At 73.5% G+C, this 20,880-nt stretch carries 21 protein-coding genes; 9 read left to right on the top strand and 12 right to left on the bottom strand.

Annotated features, from left to right (window positions below; translation table 11 throughout):
• Positions 1-28: 28 nt before the first annotated feature.
• Both ACA514_RS29335 and ACA514_RS29330 read right to left on the bottom strand, forming a co-directional pair.
• Complete coding sequence (locus ACA514_RS29335; protein WP_375044482.1) at positions 29-997, bottom strand: TIGR03557 family F420-dependent LLM class oxidoreductase; 969 nt, start codon at positions 995-997, stop codon at positions 29-31.
• 51 nt (positions 998-1,048) lie between these two features.
• Positions 1,049-1,585, bottom strand: coding sequence for a bacterioferritin (locus tag ACA514_RS29330; protein WP_375044481.1), 537 nt, complete (start codon positions 1,583-1,585; stop codon positions 1,049-1,051).
• A gap of 252 nt (positions 1,586-1,837) precedes the next feature.
• Here ACA514_RS29330 and ACA514_RS29325 point away from each other — a divergent pair, with 252 nt between their 5' ends.
• From ACA514_RS29325 to ACA514_RS29310, 4 genes are all read left to right on the top strand, one after another.
• Positions 1,838-2,125, top strand: a complete 288-nt coding sequence (locus tag ACA514_RS29325) for a hypothetical protein (RefSeq protein WP_344274602.1) — start codon at positions 1,838-1,840, stop codon at positions 2,123-2,125.
• Between the two features lie 102 nt (positions 2,126-2,227).
• Positions 2,228-2,521 (top strand): hypothetical protein, encoded by a 294-nt coding sequence (locus tag ACA514_RS29320; RefSeq protein WP_375044480.1) that lies wholly within the window; start codon positions 2,228-2,230, stop codon positions 2,519-2,521.
• Positions 2,518-4,053: a hypothetical protein gene (locus tag ACA514_RS29315; RefSeq protein ID WP_375044479.1), complete on the top strand. Its 1,536-nt coding sequence runs from the start codon at positions 2,518-2,520 to the stop codon at positions 4,051-4,053. Before ACA514_RS29320 ends, ACA514_RS29315 begins: the two co-directional genes overlap by 4 nt.
• A gap of 348 nt (positions 4,054-4,401) precedes the next feature.
• Positions 4,402-5,403 (top strand): alpha/beta hydrolase, encoded by a 1,002-nt coding sequence (locus ACA514_RS29310; protein WP_375044478.1) that lies wholly within the window; start codon positions 4,402-4,404, stop codon positions 5,401-5,403.
• A 57-nt stretch (positions 5,404-5,460) separates the two neighbouring features.
• On the opposite strand, the gene ACA514_RS29305 is transcribed toward ACA514_RS29310, so the two are convergent.
• Genes ACA514_RS29305 through ACA514_RS29295 form a run of 3 tightly spaced genes read right to left on the bottom strand, consistent with a single transcriptional unit; the run spans position 5,461 to position 9,075 of the window.
• Positions 5,461-6,717 carry a PP2C family protein-serine/threonine phosphatase gene (locus ACA514_RS29305; RefSeq protein WP_375044477.1) on the bottom strand — a complete coding sequence of 419 codons (1,257 nt, stop codon included), beginning with the start codon at positions 6,715-6,717 and terminating at the stop codon, positions 5,461-5,463.
• 20 nt (positions 6,718-6,737) lie between these two features.
• A complete protein-coding gene (locus ACA514_RS29300) occupies positions 6,738-7,244 on the bottom strand; it encodes an MSMEG_6728 family protein (RefSeq protein WP_375044476.1) in 507 nt (168 codons plus the stop codon).
• A gap of 28 nt (positions 7,245-7,272) precedes the next feature.
• Positions 7,273-9,075: a serine/threonine-protein kinase gene (locus ACA514_RS29295; protein ID WP_375044475.1), complete on the bottom strand. Its 1,803-nt coding sequence runs from the start codon at positions 9,073-9,075 to the stop codon at positions 7,273-7,275.
• Positions 9,076-9,343: 268 nt separating this feature from the next.
• Here ACA514_RS29295 and ACA514_RS29290 point away from each other — a divergent pair, with 268 nt between their 5' ends.
• The 3 genes from ACA514_RS29290 to ACA514_RS29280 all read left to right on the top strand — a co-directional run bounded on the left by ACA514_RS29290 (position 9,344) and on the right by ACA514_RS29280 (position 12,959).
• A complete protein-coding gene (locus ACA514_RS29290) occupies positions 9,344-10,228 on the top strand; it encodes an arpA protein (protein ID WP_375044474.1) in 885 nt (294 codons plus the stop codon).
• Positions 10,229-10,277: 49 nt separating this feature from the next.
• Positions 10,278-11,090 (top strand): class I SAM-dependent methyltransferase, encoded by an 813-nt coding sequence (locus tag ACA514_RS29285; RefSeq protein WP_375044473.1) that lies wholly within the window; start codon positions 10,278-10,280, stop codon positions 11,088-11,090.
• Positions 11,091-11,156: 66 nt separating this feature from the next.
• Positions 11,157-12,959 carry a choline/carnitine O-acyltransferase gene (locus tag ACA514_RS29280; RefSeq protein ID WP_375044472.1) on the top strand — a complete coding sequence of 601 codons (1,803 nt, stop codon included), beginning with the start codon at positions 11,157-11,159 and terminating at the stop codon, positions 12,957-12,959.
• An 11-nt stretch (positions 12,960-12,970) separates the two neighbouring features.
• On the opposite strand, the gene ACA514_RS29275 is transcribed toward ACA514_RS29280, so the two are convergent.
• From ACA514_RS29275 to ACA514_RS29250, 6 genes are read right to left on the bottom strand one after another with little or no spacing between them, the layout of a single operon-like run.
• Positions 12,971-13,378: a hypothetical protein gene (locus ACA514_RS29275; protein ID WP_375044471.1), complete on the bottom strand. Its 408-nt coding sequence runs from the start codon at positions 13,376-13,378 to the stop codon at positions 12,971-12,973.
• Complete coding sequence (locus ACA514_RS29270; RefSeq protein ID WP_375044470.1) at positions 13,375-14,052, bottom strand: TetR/AcrR family transcriptional regulator; 678 nt, start codon at positions 14,050-14,052, stop codon at positions 13,375-13,377. Before ACA514_RS29270 ends, ACA514_RS29275 begins: the two co-directional genes overlap by 4 nt.
• Before the next feature lie 42 nt (positions 14,053-14,094).
• A complete protein-coding gene (locus ACA514_RS29265) occupies positions 14,095-15,300 on the bottom strand; it encodes an ABC transporter permease (RefSeq protein WP_375044469.1) in 1,206 nt (401 codons plus the stop codon).
• On the bottom strand, positions 15,297-15,992 hold the full coding sequence (locus tag ACA514_RS29260) for an ABC transporter ATP-binding protein (RefSeq protein WP_375044468.1): 696 nt from the start codon (positions 15,990-15,992) through the stop codon (positions 15,297-15,299). Before ACA514_RS29260 ends, ACA514_RS29265 begins: the two co-directional genes overlap by 4 nt.
• Positions 15,989-17,110, bottom strand: coding sequence for a peptidoglycan-binding protein (locus tag ACA514_RS29255; RefSeq protein WP_375044467.1), 1,122 nt, complete (start codon positions 17,108-17,110; stop codon positions 15,989-15,991). Before ACA514_RS29255 ends, ACA514_RS29260 begins: the two co-directional genes overlap by 4 nt.
• Entirely contained in the window at positions 17,107-17,628 is a 522-nt protein-coding gene (locus ACA514_RS29250) for a hypothetical protein (RefSeq protein ID WP_375044466.1), read from the bottom strand. Before ACA514_RS29250 ends, ACA514_RS29255 begins: the two co-directional genes overlap by 4 nt.
• A gap of 178 nt (positions 17,629-17,806) precedes the next feature.
• On the opposite strand from ACA514_RS29250, the gene ACA514_RS29245 reads away from it, so the two are divergent.
• Both ACA514_RS29245 and ACA514_RS29240 read left to right on the top strand, forming a co-directional pair.
• Positions 17,807-18,463, top strand: a complete 657-nt coding sequence (locus ACA514_RS29245) for a response regulator transcription factor (RefSeq protein WP_344284910.1) — start codon at positions 17,807-17,809, stop codon at positions 18,461-18,463.
• Positions 18,460-19,704 (top strand): sensor histidine kinase, encoded by a 1,245-nt coding sequence (locus tag ACA514_RS29240; protein WP_375044465.1) that lies wholly within the window; start codon positions 18,460-18,462, stop codon positions 19,702-19,704. Before ACA514_RS29245 ends, ACA514_RS29240 begins: the two co-directional genes overlap by 4 nt.
• 24 nt (positions 19,705-19,728) lie before the next feature.
• On the opposite strand, the gene ACA514_RS29235 is transcribed toward ACA514_RS29240, so the two are convergent.
• Entirely contained in the window at positions 19,729-20,577 is an 849-nt protein-coding gene (locus tag ACA514_RS29235) for an AraC family transcriptional regulator (RefSeq protein ID WP_375044464.1), read from the bottom strand.
• Between the last annotated feature and the right edge of the window lie 303 nt (positions 20,578-20,880).

The raw sequence follows: 20,880 nt of genomic DNA, 5'->3' as shown, positions 1-20,880 counted from the left end.
GCCCGCCGGTCCCGGACGCGCGCCGGGCTCAGCCGAAGCGCTCCCGCAGCGCCGGGAGAAGGTCGGCCTCCGCCCACGTGCGGAAGTCCTTCTGGTGGTCGGGCCCGCTCTGGCAGAACGCGATGTGGGTGAACCCCGCGTCCTTCCACTGCTGGACGGCCTGGAGGTAGTCCTCCACGTTGTCGCCGCACGGCACCGACTCGACGACGTCGTCCGGGCGGACGGTCTCCGTCGCCGCCTCGAAGTTCACCGTGCCCGGAAGCTCGGCCATCACCTTCCAGGCGGGCGCCGAGAACTTCCAGTAGCGGTGCGCCCGCTGCTTGCACTCCTCGTAGTCCTGCCCGTAGGCGACGGGGATCTGCCCGTAGACCGGCTTGCCGCCGCCGCCCTCGCGGTGGAAGAGGCTCACCACGTCGCCGACGGGCTGATCGGAGATCAGCAGGTCCGCGTGCCGCGCGGCCAGCCGCCCGGCGCGCGGCCCGAAGGCCGCCATGCCGATCCGGACGGGCTGGTCCGGCAGGTCCCACAGCTTGGCGGAGTCGACGTGGAAGTGCTTCCCCTCGTAGTTGACGTAGTCGCCGCCGAACAGCGCCCGGATGATCTCGACGGCCTCGGCGAACATCTCGTGCCGGACGTCCACCGACGGCCAGCCGCGCCCGACGACGTGCTCGTTCAGGTTCTCGCCCGCGCCGAGGCCGAGCGTGAACCGCCCGTCCGACAGCACCCCCACGGTGGCGGCCTTCTGCGCCACCACCGCCGGGTGGTACCGCATGATCGGGCAGGTCACGAACGTCATCAGCGGGATGCGGTGGGTGGCCTGGGCGAGGGCGCCGAGCACCGACCAGGCGTAGGCCGAGTGGCCCTGGTCCTCCAGCCACGGGAAGTAGTGGTCGGAGATGACGGAGTAGTCGAAGCCCGCGTCCTCCGCCTCGACGAGGTCGGTGACGAGCTGCTTGGGCGGTGTCTGCTCGCAGAGCAGGGTGTATCCGAATTCCATGACGGCTCGGATACCCCCGGGAACGCGCCCAATCGTCAAGACACTCCTGATTCAGTTACCGAGGAGGTCCATGATGTCGTCGGCGTGGTCCTCCTCCTCGGCGAGGATGTCCTCCATGAGGCGGCGGGTCGTGACGTCCCCCTCCCCGAGCCACCGGATGATCTCCTGGTAGGACTCGATGACGATCCGCTCGGCGACCAGGTTCTCCTGGAGCATGCCCTTGAGGTCGCTGTCGTCGAACGTCTCGTAGGTGGTGTGCGAGCGCGCCGCCAGCGTCTCGGGGTTGAAGTCGGGGTCGCCGCCCAGCTGGCTGATCCGCTCGGCGGCGCGCATCGCGTGGTCGCGCTCCTCGTCGGCGTGCTCGCTGAACTCGGCGGCGACCTGCGCGCGGTCGATGCCGGTCGCGCTGATCGCGTGCTGCGAGTAGCGCATCCAGCAGACGATCTCGGTGGCGAGCACGTCGTTGAGGACGCCGATGACCTCCTCGGGGTCGCGCCGGTAGCCGGTCGTCACCGGCCCGTCGGCCATCTTCTGCCGGGCCCGTTCCCGGATCGCCGCCACGTCGATGCTGAAGCTGTTGTCGGCCATGCCTCTCCTCCTGGTCAGCGCTGACGGTGCTTCCCCTACCCAGCAGGCGATCTCCATGCCTGCGCGGACGGGGCCCGGGCGGCGCCGCGGTGCCCCGTCCCGGTGGCGCATCCAGATGGCGGGACCCTCCTGCTTGGCCACCGTCAGTGACACGTGCTATACGTAGAGCTATCTCGTCTCGACCTGAGGCGAGAAAGGGACATCCGGGCTCCACCTTGAGATCCGGGCGTGACAAGGAAGAAAAGGAACCACATGAAGTCCTTCAGCTACACCGAGCTGGACAAGCTGGCCGGCGAGGTTCTGCCGGAGCGCGCCGTGCTGTCCACCCTTCTCGTCGGCGGCGGCAGCGACAACGACAACTCGAACCTCAACTTCAACCACGGCGGCGGCCACGACGGCGGCACCACCGCGGTCGTGCCGAACTGCCAGAGCAACATCAACCACTCGCAGGGCGGCCTCATCGGCGCGCTGGGCCTCAGCTCCGAGAACCCCAGCACGTCCTTCACCTGCGCCGGCAGCTCGGTGGTCTCGGGTCACTGATCCGATCCGACGTGCTCGCGGGCCTCGGCCCGCATGGGAAGGGCCGGCGTTCTCCCGCCGGCCCTTCCCCCCTTTTTCCCGGACGATCTGTTAAGGCAACCGATGAGCCAGACGAACCCTCATGCCTTCAGCTACGCCGAACTCGACCGGCTGACGGGCGAGGTGCTGCCGCAGCGGGCCGTGCTGTCGACCCTGCTCGCCGGCGGCGGCGACAACGGCAACAAGAACATCAACATCAACGACGGCGGGTCCGGCGGGTCCGACACCGAGATCACCTACGCCTGCCAGTACACCCACTCGACCGGCACGCCCGGCCTGCTCGGCACCGGCCTGTTCGCCGAACCCGGATACACGACGACGACCTGCGTCCCGGTCGTGGTCCACCACGGCTCATGAGCGGAGCGCACCGGAAGTCCACCTCCCAGCGCGGCACGGACGCGGGCGCACCGGCGCGCCCGGCACGGCCCGCGGCCGTCCCGCAGCCCGCGGGCGCGGCACAGCCGCCGGCCGCCGCACAGCAAGCGGCCGGCTCGGCCGCCGCGCAGCCCGCGGCCGCGGGGCAGGCCGCCGGCGCGGGGCAGGCCGCCGGCACGGCCCCACCGGCGGACGCGGGGCGGCCGGTCGCGCCCCTCACCCTGCCGGTCCTCGCCGACGGCGTCGAACTCGTCGGCGAGTTCAAGAACTCCGGCTACCGGGAACCGCCCCAGCTCGTCTGCCTGCCGAACCGGCAGCTCGTCCGGCTCCCGCCGCTGCTGTTCCTGGTCGCCAAGGCGCTGCACGAGCACCGCGGCCTCGCCCGCACCGCCGACATCGAGACGGCGCTGGACCGGGTCGCCGAGGCGGTCTCGCGGGAGGCCGGCGCCCGGCTCACCGGCGAGCAGGTCGTCTACCTCGCCGACCGCAAGCTCGCCCCGCTCGGCGTCACCACCTACAGCGACGGCACCGCGCCGCGGGTGGTGAAGGCCGACCCGTTCCTCGGGCTGCGGTTCCGCATCGCGGTGTTCCCCGAGTCCGTCACCTGGTTCGTCGCCGGGCTGTTCGCCTGGCTGTTCCGGCCGTTCGTGCTGGTGCCCGCGCTGATCGGGGTCGTCTCCGCGGAGGCGTGGGTGGTGAGCACCCGGTCGATGAGCGTGGCGCTGCAGCACGCCATCCTCGCCCCGGTGAGCATCCTGCTGATCATGGGGCTCGGGGTCGCGTCGTGCGCGTTCCACGAGATCGGGCACGCCGCCGCCTGCCGGTACGGGGGCGTCCGGCCCGGCGTGATGGGATGCGGCATCTACCTGGTCTGGCCGGCGTTCTACACCGACATCACCGAGTCCTACCGGCTCGGCCGCGCCGGGCGGCTGCGCGCCGACCTGGCCGGCGTCTACTTCAACGGGATCTTCGTGATCGCGCTGACGCTGGCGTACCTGCAGACGGGGTTCGAGCCGCTGCTGGTCGCGGTGCTGTACGTCAACCTGGAGATCCTCCAGCAGCTGCTGCCGACGCTGCGGTTCGACGGCTACTACATCATGTCCGACCTCGTCGGCGTCCCCGACCTGTTCAAGTACATCGGGCCGATCCTGCGGCGGGCGCTGCTGCGCCGCCGCGCCGACGACCGGCTGAACGACCTGAAGCGCTGGCCGCAGGTCTTCGTCACGATGTGGGTGCTGATCATCGTGCCGGTGATGCTGTTCCAGCTCGCGCTGATCTCCACGCAGGTCCCGGCGCTGGTCCGGATGGACTGGCGGAAGATCCAGGGGCTCGCCGCCGACGCCGCGCACGGCGCGGGCGCGCTGCAGCTGATCGCCTCCGGGCTGCAGATCCTGCTGCTCGTCCTGCCGCTGCTCGGGCTGGCGCTGATCCTGTTCCGGACGCTGCGCGGGGCGGTGCGGATGGCCGTCCGGTACGTCAACGGGCCGGCCGCCGAGCCGGTGCCGAACGCCTGACCCGGCCGCCGGGCACCGGCCGCACCGCACAGATCAGCAACACCGCGGAAATCACGTTCACCGCACGCGCCGGGCGCCCTCACGGGTGCCCGGCGCGACGCTTGTACGGCAACATTCCCGTCCCTTTTCCGATGGGATGCTTGGCGCGACTCCGAAACGGGAACCTACTCGGAGTAAGTAGCAGAACCCACCCACCCCCACCGCACTTCACCACCGGGCCGGATAACGGCCCGAAGGCACCTGGCAAGGGCGAGACCCGCCCTTCACCGGGCTGCGCGCATTCGCCGAACAACGGCGCTCCCCTTTCCCCGGCCGGCCCACCCCGCCGGCGTCCCCGGAAGGCCCGCATTGCTCCGACGCCCCACCCCCGGCGCAGGGCCGGGGTTCCTCGCCCTGCTGCTCCCGCTCGTCCTGGCCGCCGCGCTCGTCCCGGGCGTCCCCGCCCTCGCCGGCACCGCCGCGGCCACCGCGACCGGCGCGAAGGTCGTCGCCGAGACGACCGTCGCCCCCCGCACCATCGATCTCACCGTCCAGTCCCCCGCCATGGACGACCGGGAGAAGGTGCGCCTTCTCGTGCCGTCCGGGTGGTCGAAGAACGCCGAGCGGACATGGCCGGCGCTGTGGCTGCTGCACGGCGGCGTGGACGACTACACCGCCTGGACGCGCGGGACCGACGTCGCGTCCCTCACCGCCGGAACACCCGTCATCGTGGTCATGCCGGAAGGCGGAAGCTGCGGCAATTACTCCGACTGGTGGAACTACGGGGACGGCGGATCACCCGAATGGGAGACCTTCCACATGAAGGAGCTCCGCGCGATCCTCGAGAACGGCTACCGGGCGAACTCCCGCCGCGTCATCGCCGGGAATTCGATGGGCGGTCTCGGCACCATGCTGTACGCGGCCCGGTTCCCCGGAATGTTCCAGGCGGCCGCCGCATTCAGCGGGTACGTCGACACCATGTACGGCTACAAGCCGGGCGACGACTCGATCGGCTGGGGCCCGTCGTTCTCCTGCCCCGGCACCGACTGGCGGCGCGTCTGGGGCGAGCCCGACGCGCAGGCCGCGATCTGGCACGCGCACAACCCGACCGACCTCGCCGGCCGCCTCGCCGGCGTGAAGCTGTACGTGGCCTGCGGGAACGGCAAGGCCGGATCGCTCGGCGGGCTCCCGATCACCGACCCCGTCGAGACCGCCGCGAACGACGTCTCGCACGCCTTCGCCGACCGGCTGGACGCCCTCGGCATCCCCGTCACCACCCGCTTCTTCGACGGCCAGCACTCCTGGCCGTACTGGCAGCGCGACCTCCACGACGCCTACCCGATGCTGATGCGCGCCCTCGGCATCGCGTGAACGGCAGCACCCCAAGCCGCCGCCCTGCACAGCGTCAGGGCGGCGGCCCGCCGCACGTCAGCCGGTGCCGGGCTCGGCGCGCCTGATGCCCGCGGAGCCGCGCCATTCCAGCAGCAGGACGGTCGCGTCGTCGTCGAGCCGGCCCTCGTGGTGCTGCAGGATGCTGTGGATCAGCCGGCGCAGCGTCTCCGGGACCGGCAGGCCGTCGGCGTTGCGGCGGATGATGAAGTCGACGAACCGGACGAGGCCGAACTCCTCCTTGTCCGGGTCGCGCGCCTCCACGATCCCGTCGGTGTAGAGCAGCAGCCGGTCGCCGGGCTCGAGCTGCTCGCGGCACACGGACGGCTCGACGCCGAGGTCGGTGCCCAGCGGGTGGCCCGGCTCGCACTCCAGCGTCGCCACCCACCGGCCGCCGCGGATGACGACCGGCGGCGGATGGCCGTGCGAGATCCACGACAGCATGCCGGTACGGGTGTCCAACTCCGCCAGCACCGCCGTGACGAACCGTCCCGACTCGTCCTCCTCGATCAGCACCTCCTCGATGGCGCGCCCGCTCTCCACCAGGCCCGCGCCCTGCAGCCTGCTGTTGCGGTGCGCCGCCACCGCGAGGTTCGCCGTGATGCCGGCCGAGGTGTCGTGGCCCATCGCGTCGAAGACGGCCAGGTGCACGATGTCGCCGGCGAGGCCGTAGTCGAAGGTGTCGCCGCCCAGCTTGTACGCCGGCTCCAGCGCCGCGCCGATCACCATCGCGTCGTTGGCGAACGTCATCGGCGGCAGCAGCCGCCACTGCATCTCCGCCGACACGGTCATGTCCCGGGTCCGCACCAGCCGGGCGAGCGAGTCGCTGGACGGCCCCTTGCTGACGATCATCAGCGCGACCAGGTCCGCGATGGACTTGGCGGTCACCGCGGCCTCGGCGTCGCCGGGCGCGGTGGTGACCCGCATGACGCCGATCCGCTCCGTGCCGTCCAGGACCGGCACCCAGAGGTGGTGGGCGCCGTCCTCCTCGGGGTGCCCCGTCACCGTCTCCACGCTCCTGTACGCGCGGCCGGCCAGGGTGCCCTCGACGCGCAGCTCCTCCGGCTCGTCCCCGGGGGCGCGGCCGGCGTCGCCGCCCCGGCCGGTCAGCAGCCGCAGGACCCGCTGCTGGAGGTCCACCACGTAGATGCGCACGTCCGCGAGACCGGCCCGCGCGGCATGGCCGGCGACCATGCCCGGCAGCTGCTCCAGCGAGATCAGGTGGCTGGCGTCCAGCATGTCGCGCAGCAGCCGCTCGCCGCCGGGCCGCCCGTCCGGCCGTCCATCGGTGCTCATCGGTACCTCCGGGTGGGGCTCTACCCGGCATCGTCCCTGGTAAGTCGCTTCGCGCGGGCCGGCCGTTCACGGTCGGAGGGCGGCCAGACATAGGGGAGATCGTCCGGAGTGTCCGGGAACAGCGGCCCGTAATGGTCCGGATCCTTGCGGACGAGCGCGGAGCGGTGGCTCAGGTGGAACGCGGGCTCGCCGAGCCACGGCGGCACCTCCCCGGCGCGGGCCAGGGCCGCCTGGTCGCGCACCGGCGCGGGGCCTCCGGCGGCGGCGAGGTCGGCGGTCATCGTCGCGGCGCAGGTGTCCGCGCGTCCGAGCGCGCACCAGCCCGCGCAGATGTCCAGGCCGTAGCGGACGAGCGCCTCCTCGTACCCGGTCCACATCAGCACCGCCGGATGGTGCTGCCAGCCGTATCCGGGGACGGTGAGGGCTCGCAGCACCTGAAGCGCCTCGACCCGCTGCTTGCCGAGCCGCCGCGGGTCCAGGACGCGGGCGGTGGCGGCGAAGCCGGGGTAGGGCAGGAACGTCTGCACGCCCCTCCCCTACCCGCAGCCTCGGGCCTCACTTGGGCAGCAGCGCGGCGAATTCGGGTTTCAGCAGGTCGCGGACCTTGGCGTAGGGGGCGCCGAAGTCGAGGTTGCCGCAGCCGTCGCTGCCGGAACCGAACCAGGCGAGCTGGAAGTCGGACGGGATGAGGAAGGCGCTCAGGTGCGGCGGGGTGTGCGAGGCGCCCTTGTACAGGCCCTCGGCCGGGGCCGGCTGGAGGTCGCCGGGCTTCCAGGCGTCGCTGGCGGGGCAGTCGGTGATCGGCCTGCGCCCGTCCCGCTGGACGAGCCGGGACTTCAGCGTCCCCATCCCGGCGGCGGTCAGCGTGCCGGGGCGGAAGACGTCGGACGCGGTGATCCGGCGGCCGGTGCGCAGGTCGACGGTGACGACCTCGCCGCCGGGCGACCCGTCGGCCTGCCGGCACCAGTCGGACATCTGGAAGTACCGGACCGACACCAGGCGCGGCCCGTTGAGCCCCACGCGGGTCTGGACGGTCACGGTGGTCGGGGTGCTCCCGCACGCGATTTGCCTGCGGCTGTCCTTCGCCAGCGCGATCAGCTCGTCGAGCGGAGCGCGGAGCGCGGCGTTGATGCGCCGCTGCAGGGCCGTGTCGTGCAGCCCGCTGACGGTCGCGTACCTCGCGCCGTCCACCTTGACGGACGTGCCGGGGATCGTCTCGGTCTGGGCGACCAGGGCCAGGCGGGGGTGGTCCTTGGGGGCCGGCTTGGTGGAGTCCTTCGTCGCGTACACGGCGCCTCCGGCCGCGGCGGCGACGACGGCGACGCCCGCCGCCGCGAGCGCGCCCTTGCCGGCGGCGGTGGCGAGGAAACCCTTGCTGACGGCCGCGCCGGTGGATCCCGCGCCGGCGGACGCGCCACCGCCCGTCCCGGCCGCGCCCGCCGTCCCGGCCGTTCCGGCGGCGCCGGTTCCGGCGGCCGCGGCGCCCGGGGCGACCGTGAGCGCGGCGAGCGGGAACAGGGCCGCCAGCGCCACCGCGGCGGCGGCGAGCGCCCGGACGCCCCGCTGCTCCCAGTCCGGCCCGTACGCGGCGACCGCCGCCGACTCCAGCTCGCCGACGAACGCGGCGGCGCCCGGCGGCCGGTCTCCCGCCCGCTTCGCCAGCCCCTTCGCCACGAGCGGGCGCAGCGGCCCGGGGACGTCCGCCACGTCCGCCTCGGCGGCCAGGTGCCGGTTCATCAGCGCGGCGCGGTCCGCCGCCGAGAACGGCCGCCGCCCGGTCACGCACTCCACGAACACGCAGGTCGCGGCGTACACGTCGGTCGCGGGGGTGGCGGGCTCGCCGCGCCACTGCTCCGGTGCCATGTAGGCGGGCGTGCCGGCGGCCGACCCCTCGCCGGCCAGTACGGCGACGCCGAAGTCGACGAGCTTGCTCAGCCCGTCCGGCCGGACGACCACGTTCGCGGGCTTGTAGTCGCGGTGGACGACGCCGACGGCGTGCGCTGCGGCCAGCCCGAGCAGCGAGCCCTTCAGCACGGTCAGCGCCGCCTCCGGTTCGAGCCGGCGGTGCTCGGCCAGCACCGCCTTCAGCGACGCGCCGTTGACCGCCTCCATCACGATGGCGGCGCCCTCCGGGCTCTCCACGAAGCGGTAGAGCCGCGCGACGTACGGGCTGGTCAGCCGCCCGAGCATCTGCGCCTCGGTGCGCAGCCCGGCGAACGCCGCGGGGGCGCCGCCGGTCAGGTACTTGATCGCGACGTGCGCGCCCGACTCGGCGTGCCGGGCCAGGACGACCCGTCCCTGCGCGCCGCGCCCGAGCTCGCGGTCCTCGACGAAGCCCGCGAGCCGCCAGTCCGCCATGCGTCCTCCCCGGCCGTGTGTGTGCGGATCAGTGTGCCAACCACCGTTGACGCCGTCACGACGGCGAAGGTTCGGAATCGGCGCCGGACGGGGGTGATATAGGACACACCGGACAGTGCGCGGGGGCGGGCGGTGGACCGTTCGAAGGCACAGGTCACCGATCGGGCTTATCAATTTCCGACAAACCGCCCGGAAAAAGCACGGCCATGAATGTGCACCCGGAATGTGCTAAAACCCGGGTGGGGTTCGCCAGGCGGAAGGGATCTTCATGGGCGCTGCGGAGGCCCGGGCCGGCGGCCCGGCGGCGGGCACGGAAGCGGTCGACACCGATCTCTATCCGCTCCGCGAACCGGACGGCGCGGCGTGGGCCGCCGTCGTTTCCCGGGTGCGGGACGAGCTGGCGAATTCCGGATGCTGCGTCCTGCCGGACTTCATTCGCGGCTCATTGCGGGAGCGGCTGCGCGCGGAATGCGCGGCGATCGCACCGCGGGCCCATGACGACGTCGAAACGGTCAACGCCTACAACATCGACATCGGCACGCCGCTGCCCGGCGACCACCCGGGCCGTATCACGGCCGAGCGCGGCAACGCGTTCGTCGCGCGCGACCTCGTCCCGGCCGGCCACATCATCCACCGGCTCTATTCGGACCCGCTCTTCCAGCGTTTCGTCGCCGCCTGCTTCGGCCTGCCCCGGGTGCACGAACTGGCCGACCCGCTGTCGGGCCTGTGCCTCAACGTCGTGAAGCCCGGCCTGGGCCACCCCTGGCATTTCGACACCAACGAGTTCACCGTCAGCCTGCTGACGCAGCAGGCGGAGGACGGCGGCGTCTTCGAGTACTGCCCGAACATCAGGTCCGCCGAGCAGGAGAACTTCGGCGACGTCCGCGCCGTCCTCACCGGACGCGCCGGCCACCTGGTGCGGCGCCTCGTCCTGCGCCCCGGCGACCTGCAGCTGTTCCGGGGGCGCTACTCGCTGCACCGGGTGAGCGAGGTGCGCGGCGGCACCGCGCGGCACACCGCGATCCTCGCCTACAGCGAGCGGCCCGGGGTGGTGGGCAGCGTCGCGCGCACCCGCCAGCTCTTCGGCCGGGTGCTGCCCGAGCACCTGGCGGCGGAGGGACGCGCCGTCCGCGTCGACGCGCTACTGGACTGAAAGGAACCGCTGTCCGGGAAGGCCCGCGCCCTGCAGGAAGGACCGCCACGTGCGCGTCGACACCACAGGAAAGATCTCGCTCGACCACATCTACACCGAGCCGGACCCACGCGCCTACTTCAGCACCCTGCGGGAACTCGACTACAACATCCCGGAGCTGGCCAAGCCGCACTTCTCCCGGCTCATCGCCGAATACCGGGACGCGCGGCAGGTGCCGGTCCCCACCGTTGTGGACATCGGCTGCTCCTACGGCATCAACGCGGCCCTGCTGAAATACGGCGTCACCATGGCCGAGCTGTACGATCGCTATGGCGGCCCCGACGCCCAGCGGCTCTCCCGCGCCGCCCTCCTGTCCCGCGACCGTGAGTTGGTCCATTCCGGTGAACGTGCGAACGGCGTCCGTTTCATCGGCCTCGACGCGTCCGAGAACGCCCTTTCCTACGCGCTCGACGCCGGTTTCCTGGACGGCGCCGTGCACGCCGACCTGGAGGACGGCGACCCGGCGCCCGCGCAGGCCGAGCAGCTCGCCCGCGCCGACCTGGTCATCTCGACCGGCTGCCTCGGATACGTCACCGAGCGCACCGTCGGGCGCGTCATCGAGGCGGCGGGCGGGCGCAGGCCCTGGATGGCGCACTTCATCCTGCGCATGTTCCCCTTCGACCCGATCGCCGACGCCCTCGCGGCGGCGGGGTACGCGACCGTCCGGCACGACGGGCTGTTCCGACAGCGGCGGTTCGCGACGGCCGAGGAGCAGTCGCTGGTCCTGGACAGGCTGGCGGACGCCGGCGTCGACCCGACCGGCGCCGAGACCGGCGGCTGGCTCTACGCGGGGCTGTACCTGTCGCGGCCGCGCGGGGAGTGACCACGCGGGCCGCCCGGTGAGCGGCGGCCTCCCAGTGAACCAAAGGCACCGAGAACGAGGAGCGCATTGAACGCCAGCCCTGAACCCTCGACCCGCACCTTCGGCAACGAGGACGCCCTCCCCCGCGTGCCGCTCCCCACGCTCGACGAGACCTGCAAGCGGTTCCTGGAGTGGTGCGCGCCGCTGCTCACCGACGCCGAACTCGCCGCGACGCGCGCCGAGGTGGAGGCGTTCGCCCGCCCGGACGGACCGGGCCGCAAGCTGCACGCCGCGCTCGAACGCTACGACGCGCAGCCCGGCGTGCGCAGCTGGCTGGACACCTTCTGGCCGTACCGCTACCTCGGGCGGCGCGACCGGATCGCGTTGAACGCGAACTTCTTCTTCCTGTTCCAGGACACCGGGGAACGGCAGCTCGAACGCGCCGCCGGGCTGATCGCCGGGGCGCTGGACTACAAGCTGCGGCTCGACGCCGAAGAGATCCCGCCGATCCTGCAGCGCGGCGTCCCGCAGTCGATGGAGCAGAACAAGTTCCTGTTCTCCGCGACGCGCATCCCCGGCGCCGAGCAGGACACCGTCCGCGCCCCCCACAGCCCCGAATGGCCGGGGCCGTCGCAGGCCAGGCACATCGCGGTGCTCTACCGCGGCAACATCATCCGGATGGACGTGATCGGCCCGGACGGCGTGCCGCACGCGCTGGACGAGCTCGTCGCCGGCCTCGGCACGATCATGAAGGCGGAGCCCGCGCCGGAGCCGTCCCCCGGGCACCTGACCACCAAGGCGCGCGCCGAGTGGGCGGCGAGCCGGGAGGCGCTGCTCGCCGCCGGCCCCGCCAACGCCCGCGCGCTGGACGACGTCGAGACCGCGCTGTTCTGCCTCTGCCTGGAGGACCTCGCGCCGGAGGGCGACCTGGAGGCGTGCGACGCCCTGCTGCACGGCGACAGCGGCAACCGCTGGTTCGACAAGGCCGTCTCGCTGGTCGTCTTCGCGGACGGGACGGCCGGGATCAACGTCGAGCACTGCGGCCTCGACGGCACCACGATCCTCGGCTTCGTGGACGCGCTGCTCGGCTCGTCCGCGGAGGCGCACGCGCAGCGGGCCGGCGCCCGGTCGCAGGGCCTGCCGGCGATCGAGGCGATCGAGTTCGCGCTGGACGACGCGCTGCGCGCCGACATCCGGGACGCCGCCGCCGCGTTCGGCGCCTACGCCGCCGCGACCGCCACGACCTGCGTGTCGTTCGGCGACTTCGGCTCCGAGCGGGCCAAGCGGCTGAAGACGTCCCCGGACGCGTTCGTGCAGATGGCCTACCAGCTCGCGCACCGGCGGGCGAAGGGCGTCACCGGCGCCACCTACGAGTCCATCGCGACGCGGCAGTACCAGAACGGCCGCACCGAGGCGATGCGCGTCGTCACCCCGGAGGTGCTGCGGTTCGTCGAAGCGATGGACGACCCGGAGGCGGGCGACGACACCCGCCGCGCCGCCTTCCGCGCCGCCGCCGAGGCGCACGTCCGGCGGGCCCGGGAGTGCCAGACCGGGCACGCGCCCGAGCAGCACCTGTGGGAGCTGCAGCTGATCCAGAAGCGGCGCGGCGCGGAGCTCGGCGTCACCGAGCACCTCGGGCTGTTCGACGCGCCCGGCTGGGTGACGATGCGCGACGACTACCTGAGCACCAGCTCGGCGCCGTCGGTGCACATCAGGTACTTCGGGTTCGGGTCGACGAGCGAGCAGTGCATCGGCGTCGCCTACGTCCTGCTTCCGGACCGGTTCAACGTCTACCTGAGCACTCCGCGGCCGGTGGCGGGCGCGATGGACGACTTCGCCGCCCGCCTGCGCGAGGCCGTCCGCGAACTCCAGGACCTGCTCGCGGGGTAGCCGGGAGGGCGTCAGCCGACGACGAGGTGGCGGTGCAGGAGGGGGCCGATGCCGGCGATGGCGGCGGCCAGGGCGGCGGCGACGTAGAGGTCGCCGTGCGGCGTCGACCGCAGCAGGTACGAGGCGAGGAGCGCGGCGGCGAGCAGGACGCCCTTGGCGGCGACCGCGCGGGCGAGCGACAGCCGCGGCCCCTCCTGCGGGCGTCCGGCCGTCCGGCGCTTGCGGACCAGGTGCAGCAGCGGCACGCCGGCGAACAGCAGCAGCCCGAACTTGAGGGCGTGCTCCCACACCGGCTCGCCGGCGTTCCAGGCCCAGACGGCGCCCATGATCAGGCCCGCCGTCAGGTAGACCCGCGTGACGGATCGGGTGCCCGCGATGGCGGGGGCGCGGCGGGGCAGGGGAAGGTCCTGGCGGGTCACGACGGCTCCTCCTCGGGCGACGGGTCCTCGGGCGACGGGCCGGACGTGGCGGCGATGCCGGCGAAGAGCCAGCGCATCGCCTGCCGGAGCAGGTCGTCCGGGACGCTGGACGGGTCGAGGCGGCGCTGCCGCACCAGGCCCTGGAACATCGCGCTCGCGACCGTGGCGACGGTCGAGGCGGGGACCGCGCCGGCGGCGCCGACGCGCGCCAGGACCGGTTCCATGAGCGCTTCGAGGGCCGCCTGCGGCTCGCGTTGCGCGGCGGCCAGCGCGTCCTTCAGCTGCGGGTTCCGCATGGCGTAGAGCCACAGTTCCGCCTGCAGGAGGGGCAGGTCGTCGTCCTTGTCCGCGGCCTCTGTGAAGAACCGGCCGAGCGCCGACTCGGGCTCCTCGGTGCCAGCCTGCACGGCCTCGACGATCTGCCGGCCCCGCTCGACCCGCGCCCGGGCGCCGCCGGCCACCAGCTCGAGGAAGAGCTCCTCTTTGCCGCCGAAATTGGAGTACAGGGCGCCGATCGAGAATCCCGCCGCCTCGGCGATCTCCTCGACCGACGCCCCGGCGTAGCCCTTGCGGGCGAACACGTGCGCCGCCGCGTCCAGCAGCCGGCGCCTGGTGCGCGCCTTGGCCTCGGCGCGGGTCAGCCGCCGCGGCTTCCCATCGCTGTCACTATCCATATAGCGGACGATATTCAGATAGTTGTCACTATGTCAATCGCGTCAGTGCGCGGCCAGCGCCTCCGTCGGCGACAGGCGGGACGCCCGGATCGCCGGGTACAGGCCCGCCACCGCCCCGATGACCAGGGTCGCCGCGACACCGCCGAGCACCGCCCAGGCCGGGATGACGACCGGCCACCCCTGCGACACCGCGTAGCCGCCGGTGACCAGCGCTCCGATCGCGGCGCCGCCGAGCCCGCCGAGCGCCGACAGCAGCAGCGACTCGGCGAGGAACTGGGTGCGGATCTGACCGCGCGTCGCGCCGAGCGAGCGCCGCAACCCGATCTCCGCCCGCCGCTCCAGCACCGAGATGACCATGGTGTTGGCCACCCCCACCCCGCCGACCAGGAGCGCGACCGCGCCGACGCCGAGCAACAGCCCGGTGAACGCCTCCCCCGCCGCCTTCTTGGCCGCGAGCGCGTCCGACGGCCGCGACACCTGCACCTCGTTCGGCGCCTCCGGGTTCGCCGTCGCGCCCAGCACGTCCCGGACCTGCTCCACGCTCGCGTCCTGCGACCGCGTGTAGATCGTCGTCGCGTGGCCGTCGAAGCCGAGCCGCTGCTGCGCCGCCGGCCAGCCGACGAGCGCGGCCGAGTCCAGCTCGGGCGCGAGCGGCGCCGGCTCCAGGATGCCGACCACGGTGAACCACTTGCCGCCGACCAGCACCTGCACCTCCGGCCCCGCGTGCCCGATGCCGAGCCGGTTCGCGGCGGCCGAGCCGAGCACCACCGCGGGGAAGTCCTGCGTGGCCGCGGTCAGCCAGACCCCGCTGCGCAGCCGCGCGCCCGTCGCGTCGCGCAGGTCGGTACGGGCCGCGTAGGCGGCGATCCCGCTGGTCTGCTCCTTCGGGATCTTCCCGTTCCGGTAGACCTTCGCGCCGTCCAGCAGCCCGATCGCCGACACCTGGTCGACCGGCGCGATGCCCCCGACCATCCGCTCGGCCTCCAGCGGCAGCTGGGCCTGCCCGCCGGTCAGCGTGCTGCCGGGCGTGACCGTGAGCAGGTTCGTGCCGAGCGAGGCGAGCGTGCGGTCGAGGTCGGCGCGCGACGAGGACGACACGCCGACGACCGCGACCATCGCGGCGATCCCGATCGCGATGCCGAGCGCGGACAGGAACGCCCGCATCGGCCGCGTCCGCAGCCCCACCGCGCCGACCTTCACCACGTCGCCCGGCCCCAGCCGGGCCGGGCGCAGCGTCCCGGCGGTCACCGCGCCGCCTCCGCCTTCTCCAGCGGGGGCAGCGCCGAGTCCTCGACCACCAGGCCGTCGCGCATCCGGACGCGGCGCGGCAGCCCGTCCGCGATCTCCCGGTCGTGCGTGATGATCACCACGGTGGTGCCGGCCGCGTGCAGCCCGCGCAGCAGCGCCATCACCCCCTCGCCGGACGCCGAGTCCAGCGCGCCCGTCGGCTCGTCGGCCAGCAGCAGCGCGGGCTCCCCCGCGACGGCCCGGGCGATCGCGACGCGCTGCCGCTCGCCGCCCGACAGCTCGTGCGGCTCGTGGTGCAGCCGGTGCGCGAGCCCGACGCGCTCCAGCGCGTCCGCCGCGCGGCGCCGCCGCACCGACGGCCGCAGCCCCGAGTACAGGAGCCCGTCGGCGACGTTGTCCAGCGCGCGGGTGCCCGAGGCGAGATGGAACTGCTGGAACACGAACCCGATCCGGCTCGCCCGCAGCGCCGACAGCGCCGAGTCCGACAGCCGGCCGACGTCGTGCCCGTCGATGCGGACGGTCCCGGCCGTCGGGCGGTCCAGGGTGCCGAGCACGTTCAGCATGGTCGACTTCCCGGACCCCGAGGGCCCCACGATCGCGACCAGCTCACCGGCCCCGACGTGCAGCGACACCCCGCCGAGCGCCCGCACGCCGCCCGCATACTCCTTGGTCACCCCGCGCAGCTCGATCATTTCGGCGTCCCCACGACGGTGCCCTCGGCGATGCCCTGGCCGGACACCTCGACGCGCCCGTCCGCGAACAGCCCCGTCTTCACCGGGACGTACGCCGACGCCGCGCCCTTCACGACCTCCACGCCGAAGCCGCCCTCGGCGAGCGCGACCAGCGCGGTGACCGGCACCGTCAGCACGTCCTTGCGGGAGCCGGCCGTGAAGGTGACGTCGACGGCGGCCAGCGCGTACTTCGCGGCGGCCTTGCGCGCCTTCGACGACCGCAGCCAGATCGTGACCTCGACCTTGGTCGTCGGGTCCTCCTGGCCCTCCCCCGGCTGGATCACCGTGGAGACCTCGTCGATCCTGCCGGTGACGGTCGTCTCGTCCGGGAGCGTGACGTCGACCTCGGCGCCCTTGCGGGCCATCCGCTGGTCGGTCGTCTCCAACTCGACGGTGACGGCCTTGTCGGTGCCGGTGTAGGTCAGGACCTTGCGGCCGGAGCCGGTCGGGTCGCCGGCGTTCGCCTGGAGGCTGTCGACCCGGATGGGCTCCGGCGCGAACACCACCCGGCCCAGCTCCACCGTTCCGGTCTCGTCCAGGCCGAGGTCGTCCTGCCATTCCTCGACGGCCTCGGCGGTGTCGGAGGTGTACTCCTTGTCGACGGTGAATCCGTCGTAGCCGAGCGCTTTGAGGTTCTTCTCGAACCGTTCGACGTCCGACCCCTCGGTGCCGACGGTCAGCGGGCGGTACGCCGGTTTCGAGCCGTACATGAGGACGACCGGGTCGCCGTCCACCTCGTACAGCTGCTGGCCCCGCTTGATGACGTCGCCGCTCTCGGGGACCTTGGTCAGCGTGCCCTGGAGGCGGCTCGTCGCGGTGTAGGACGGGCCGTAGCCGAGCTGGCCGTCCTCGGTCTGCTCGTCCCTGAGCGTCTGCCGCGTGACCTGCGTGGTGCTCGGCGGGAGCGCCGACGCCCGGCCCTTGCCGGAGCCGCCGCCGGTGTTCAGCGCGACGGCCGCCGCGCCGCCGGCCACCGCCACGGCGGCCAGCGCGGCGAGGGCCGCGCGCCGGCCCGGCCGGCGCCGCCGGGAACGGCGCCTGCCCTCCTCCGCCGGCACCCGCTCCTCCAGCGCGGTCACTTCGGACCGCCTCCCATGATGTCCTTGCACTTGGCCTGGGCATCGTTGAAGTCGGGGTCCTCGCTGAGCTTCTGGTCCATGATGATGCCCTGCTGCCCCGGCTTCGGGTCCGGGAACTTCTCGACGCCGTTCTTGCGCATGCACTCGGCGAACGCCTGGACCTTCTCCTGCATCTTCGGATCGGGCCTCGCGGCGCCGTTCTCCATCGGGTTGTACTGCCGGCAGGCCTCCTGCGCCTTGTCGACGGTCGCCTTCGGCGTCTTGCCGTCGAGCTTCATCGTGAAGCGGCCGTCCTTCGGGTCGTCCATCGGGACGCCGTGCTCGCGCATGCACTGGGCGTACTTCAGGCCCGCGTCCTTCCCGCCGGCGGACTTGGTCGCGGCGACCTGCTTGTCCCCGTTCGCCGACGCCACGCCGCCGTCCTTGTCGTCGCCCGAGCCGCAGCCGGTCAGCGTGAGCGCCAGCACCAGCGGCAGCGCCGCCACCGCCCCGCTCGTCCGCAGAGTCCGCAGTCGCATGTGTCGTCTCCTCGTTCGGCGGCCGGACGTGTTCCGGCCCGACGAGGAGCGATGCAACGCGGTCCGGCGTTTCCTCACCGTTTCCGCCGGGCCCCGGATCCGCCCGGCCGCGCGCCCTTACGGGGAGGAAACACGCCACCGGGCAGCATCGGCGGTCAGACCTGGCGGAAGGAACGGCATGCGGGTGCTGGTGGTGGAGGACGAACGGCTGCTCGCCGACGCGATCGCGGAATGGCTGCGGGACGAGGCGCACGCCGTCGACCTCGCGCACGACGGGGCGTCCGCCCTCGAACGCGCGGGCGTCAACGACTACGACGTCGTCGTGCTGGACCGGAACCTGCCGGTCGTGCACGGCGACGACGTCTGCCGCGAACTGGTGGCGGGGGGCGCCGGGGCCCGGGTGCTCATGCTGACCGCCGCCGCCGAGATCACCGACCGGGTCGCCGGGCTCGGCCTCGGCGCCGACGACTACCTCACCAAGCCGTTCGCGTTCCCCGAGCTGGCCGCCCGCGTCCTCGCGCTCGGCCGCCGGTCGCGGCCAGCCGCGCCGCCGACGCTGCGCCGCGCGGGCATCACCCTCGACCCGGCGCGCCGCGAGGTGTTCCGCGACGGCCGGTACGTCCCGCTGGCGCGCAAGGAGTTCGCCGTGCTGACCGAGCTGCTGCGCGCGGACGGCGCGGTCGTCTCCGCCGAGCAGCTGCTGGAGAAGGCGTGGGACGAGCACGCCGACCCGTTCACCGGCGCGGTCCGGCTGACCGTCCTGAAGCTGCGCCGCAAGCTCGCCGAACCGCCCGTCATCGAGACCGTCAAGGGAGCGGGGTACCGGATCCCGTGAAGATCCCCACGATCGGCGGCCCGCGCCGGATCTCGCTGCGCGCCCGCCTCACCCTCACCTACGGCGGCCTGTTCTTCGCCGCGGGCCTGGTGCTCCTCGGCGTCACCTACGCGCTGTTCACCCAGCAGCTCGACGGGTCCGGGACGAAGGTCCTCGCCCGCGTCACGACGCAGCAGTCGTCGCCCAACGGCGGGGACCGGACGCTGATGAACGTGGACGGGGCGTCCCGGAGCATCCCCGGCAACGACAAGGCGGCCGCGGACATCGAGCGGATGATGCGCAAGCAGCACGACGAGTACCAGGCCGCCGCGACCAAGTCCCTGGTCGTGGAGGGCTCGATCGCGCTGCTGGTCGTCGGCGGGGCCGCGATCGCGTTCGGCTGGCTGATCGCCGGCCGCGTCCTGACGCCGCTGCACCGGGTGACCGAGACGGCGCGGCGGATCGCCGCCGCGCCCGCCGCCGACCGCGTCCTGCACGAGCGGATCGCGCTGCACGGGCCGCACGACGAGGTCAAGGAGCTGGCCGACACCTTCGACACGATGGTGGAGCGGCTCGACCGGTCGTTCGACGGGCAGCGCCGCTTCGTGGCGAACGCCTCGCACGAGCTGCGCACCCCGCTGACGCTCGGCCGCGCGCTGGTCGAGGTGGCGATGCACCGCAGGACGGCGTCCCCGGACGTGCTGCGGCTCGGCGAGGACCTGCTGCAGATCACCTCGCGGCACGAGCGGCTGATCGGCGGGCTGCTGCTGCTCGCCCGCTCGGAGAACGAGATCACCCGCCGCGCCCCCGTCGACCTGGCCGACGTGGTCGGGCACGTCGCCGCGCGCACCGCGCCGGAGGCCGAGCAGGCCGGGATCGGCGTCAAGACCGAACCGGGCGAGGCCATGACGACCGGCGACGCGCTGCTCCTCGAACGGGTCGTGGAGAACCTCGTCGAGAACGGCATCCGGCACAACTCGGGCGAAGGCGGCTGGGTGCGGGTCACCTCCGGCACGCGGGACGGGCGGGCCGTCCTGGAGGTCGCCAACTCCGGGCCGGCCGTCCCGTCCTACGAGGTGCCGGGGCTGTTCGAGCCGTTCCGCCGGCTCGACGGCGACCGGCTCGTCACCGCCAAGGGCGCGGGCCTCGGCCTGTCCATCGTGCAGTCGATCGTGCGGGCCCACGACGGCCACGTCACCGCCCGCCCCCGTGCCGACGGCGGCCTCGAGGTCACCGTGACCCTGCCCGCGGCGCCGGCCTGACCTGGCCTGACCTGAGCCGGCCGATCAGTGCGCGGTGTGCCGCAGCTCGCGGGGGCTCACCCCGAACCGGCGCCGGAAGGCGGTGCTGAGCGCGCTCGCCGACGAGAACCCGGTGGCGTGCGCGATGTCGGTGATGGTGACGTCGCGGTCCTGCGGGTTGCGCAGCCGGTCCCGGACGAGCCGGAGCCGCTCCTCGCGGATCAGCTCGCGCGGCGTCGTCCCGGCGTGCTGCAGGGCGAGCTGCACCTGGCGCAGCGACCAGCCGAGGTCCTGCGCCATCGCGGCGCCGGTCAGGCCGGGCTCGGTGGCGTGCTCGCGCACGTAGCGGCGCACCACCGCCTCCACCTCGGCGAGGTGGCCGGGCGCGGCGGCGGGCCCCTGCCGCCCGGCGACGATCACGCACAGCAGCTCGGTGATCCGGTCGCAGGCGGCGTCGAACTGCGGCGCGCTGAGGGCGCGGCGCTCCTCGCCGACGGCGCGCACCATGTCGGCGACGACCCGGCCGAGGCCGGCGGACAGGTCGAGGCCGGTGGCGACCGGCGACGGGCGGCGCAGCCGGCGGTCCATCTCGCGCGCCGGGATCGTCATGACGAACGCCCGCCCGCGCCCGGCCCCGTCCCTCGCGCGGACGCCCTGGACGGCGCCGGGTCCGGGGGCGACGCCGACCCGGAACGGCGCGGCCAGCGTGACCAGGCCGCCGGTGCCGGGGCGCAGCCGCGCCTCCCGGCCGTCCTGGACCAGGGTCAGCTCGCCGTCGAGCGGCAGCAGGAAGCGGTAGCCGTCGGCGCGCTCGCGGCGGACCTGGCCGGCGGTGCGGACGCAGCCGAGCTGGTCCGACCGGCGCAGCACGAGCTGGTAGGCGCCGTCGTCCACGCTGGCCCCTCCGCCGTGCCGTCCCTGTTCCGGGGCGGGCCGGCGTCCGGAACCGGGCACCGCGCGCGCAGGTGATCACGCGTCCCGCCGCAGGTGAGAGTAGTACGGCCGCCGCCGCCAAATCAGGAGGACACGCCGGAAAGTAACGCGTATCGGACTGCCGGTGATCGTGGCATGCGCCCGGCGGCAAGTTCTCTGCGCGCGAGCACAAGCGCCCCCGCGCCGCCCCGTCCTACGGTCACGAAACCGCGGCCCACCACCTGCGGCCGACGCCGTCCGAACCCACCCCCCACCGGCCAAGAG

The organism is Actinomadura sp. NTSP31, assembly GCF_041951385.1.
In the GTDB taxonomy this organism is placed as follows: Bacteria; Actinomycetota; Actinomycetes; order Streptosporangiales; family Streptosporangiaceae; genus Spirillospora; species Spirillospora napierensis.
Note: the sequence above shows the minus strand (reverse complement) of the source record. Positions and strands in the feature narration are given on the sequence as shown.